The sequence below is a fragment of the Novosphingobium sp. genome, from assembly GCF_036733805.1.
Lineage (GTDB): Bacteria > Pseudomonadota > Alphaproteobacteria > Sphingomonadales > Sphingomonadaceae > Novosphingobium.
This window is the reverse complement of sequence record NZ_DAIMZT010000137.1, coordinates 1-2,288: the sequence shown is the minus strand read 5'-3', so window position 1 is coordinate 2,288 and position 2,288 is coordinate 1. Positions and strand designations below refer to the sequence as shown.

Below are 2,288 nucleotides of genomic sequence, written 5' to 3'. Positions count from 1 at the left end.
CGGGCGCCCCAACGCCGGCCCGATGTTCTCCCTCGTGCCCCTCGCGTCCCCCGGCACTATCCCGCACTCGCCAGCGGGCGATAAGCCATGCCTGCGCCCCCCCGCTCCCTCATGCAGATCAAGGCCGCTCTTCACCTCCTCCCGGAGCCTGAACACTCCGTCGTCCCCGGCGTGAATAGCGCGTCCAAGCGCGCATCGCGTCCGTAAATGTCGGGAAGGATGGCGAAGGAGCCGTCACTCAGCACGCCCGCCGTGAAGTAGGTGACATAAACGGGCAGGGGCCTAGTCAGATTGACCGTGGTGGTTCGTCCGGTCGCGACCAAGGCATCGATCTGCGCGCGGTTTTGGGTCCCATCGAGCAGCGCCGTGACCAAGTTCAGCGGGTCGTTCACACGAATGCAGCCATGGCTGAAAGCCCTGACATCCTGAGCGAAGAGGCTCTTGCTTGGGGTGTCGTGCATATAGACGTGATAGGGATTGGGCATCACAACCTTCACTTGGCCCAGCGCATTCAGCGGCCCCGGTTTCTGGCGAAAACCGCCTGCCGTCTTCACGTAGCCCTGGCCGGTCGGAAAGCGACCATGCCTTTCGCGCACGATGCTCGCCGGAATGTCCCACCAGGGATTGAACGTCACACCGGTGATGCGGGCCGAGAACACCGGACTGGGTGTGGAAGGCTTGCCGACGATCACTTGCCAGGTGCCTGCGCGCTCGCCGCCGCGCCAGAGGCTGGTCTCAAAGCTGGCTGTGTTGACGAGCACGTACGACTGGCCGAGCGACTGTGGCATCCAGCGCCAGCGCTCCATGTTGAGAGCAATGGTCTTGCGGCGCACCGGGTCCTTTTCCGCCGCATAAGCGACGCGCAGAGCGGCGTAGTCGGGATGAGTGGGACGCAGGCTTGCGAAGAACGTGTCAATGCTGCCGGCGGCGAGGGCTTGTTGCAGCCGTGCCTCCAGGTCGATTGCGGTATCGCTGTCCGTAATTCGCCAGCCGGCGCGCTGGGCCGGCGGGGCCGCGCCGAGCAGCTGCATCCGGGCGAGCCCCAATGCTGCGCAGTTTGCCGCCACATCGATCGCATGTTGGTCTCCGCTCGCCATGGCGCTCTGCAAATCATGCAGGTCCGGCACGGGAAGCGCATCGTCCGGCGCGGCGATCGCCCAATGAACCAATCGTTCAAGCATGTCCCGGTTCCAGCTGGCGGCTGGCTTGGGAGCATTGGGTGGCGCACTTGGGGAAGGGGAATGCCGGTTACTGTCGGTTTCGTTCTTTGTGGGCCCCTTCGCCGCGCCGCACGAGACAAGCGCAAGTACCAGCACAATGGCCCGGCAAGTATCAGCCAGAGGATATTTGAAAACGCCGTCAGTCACTCCCATATCCCCCGAAGAGCATAAACTCGGGATCGCATAACAATGAAATTCAACAGACGCCATTTCCTTGGCGTCGTTGCTGCGGGATCCACCGGCCTGGTCGCGCCGCGTGCTTTCGCGACGGTTCGCACCGGCGAGCCGCCTGCGTTGCTGGGGCAGGCCAGGGCGGCTCTCGATGCGCACGGCGCCGCCATAACGCACCGCGATATCGTGGGCATCGTCGATTTTTCGCTGCCCTCGGCGCATCCGCGTTTTCATCTCGTCGATATCGCCGGCGGCCGGGTGGGAGCGACATACCTCGTCTCGCACGGCCGAGGTTCAGACCCCGGTAACAGCGGCTGGGTGGAGCGGTTTTCCAACCAGCCCGGATCGAACGCGTCCAGCCGTGGCAGCTACCTTACGGCCGACACTTATTACGGCAAGCACGGCCGCTCGCGGCGGTTGCGCGGGTTGGACCCGGAAAACAGCATGGCCTTCGCGCGCGCCATCGTGATTCATGCCGCGCCTTACGTCAGCCCCGTCGCGGCTTTGACGCATGGCCGCGTCGGGCGCAGCGAGGGTTGTTTCGCGGTGTCTCCGGGAACTGTTGACGAGCTGCTGGCGCATCTCGGCCCCGGCCACCTGCTGTTCGCCTGGAAATAGATCAGCGGAACGGCGGTTCGTTGAATGCGCGTAGCTTGCGCGAATGCAGCCGATCGCCCTGTTCGCGCAGCAGGTCGCAAGTGATGAGGCCGATCTTGAGGTGACTGGCGATGGCTTCCTCGTAGAAGCGGTTCGCCTGGCCCGGCAGCTTCAACTCACCGTGCAAGGGCTTGTCGGACACGCACAGCAAAGTGCCGTAAGGCACGCGGAAGCGATAACCCTGTGCGCTGATGGTGGCGCTTTCCATGTCAATGCCGATCGCCCGGCTTAGCGAAAAGC

At 64.0% G+C, this 2,288-nt stretch carries 2 protein-coding genes and 1 pseudogene; 1 reads left to right on the top strand and 2 read right to left on the bottom strand.

The window, feature by feature from the left end; genetic code table 11:
• Positions 1-131 precede the first annotated feature (131 nt).
• Positions 132-1,181, bottom strand: a complete 1,050-nt coding sequence (locus V7D69_RS15900) for a L,D-transpeptidase family protein (protein WP_324060886.1) — start codon at positions 1,179-1,181, stop codon at positions 132-134.
• Positions 1,182-1,409: 228 nt separating this feature from the next.
• Between V7D69_RS15900 and V7D69_RS15895 the strand changes: the two genes are divergently transcribed.
• Positions 1,410-2,009, top strand: a complete 600-nt coding sequence (locus tag V7D69_RS15895; RefSeq protein ID WP_324060887.1) for a murein L,D-transpeptidase catalytic domain family protein — start codon at positions 1,410-1,412, stop codon at positions 2,007-2,009.
• 1 nt (position 2,010) lies between these two features.
• On the opposite strand, the pseudogene V7D69_RS15890 reads toward V7D69_RS15895, so the two are convergent.
• Positions 2,011-2,288: pseudogene (locus tag V7D69_RS15890) on the bottom strand (AMP nucleosidase); the annotation flags it as partial.

Bases quoted from the DNA above. Each gene is read 5' to 3' on its own strand.
- V7D69_RS15895 (WP_324060887.1), top strand. From the start codon at position 1,410: ATGAAATTCAACAGACGCCATTTCCTTGGCGTCGTTGCTGCGGGATCC.
- V7D69_RS15900 (WP_324060886.1), bottom strand. From the start codon at position 1,181: ATGCTTGAACGATTGGTTCATTGGGCGATCGCCGCGCCGGACGATGCG.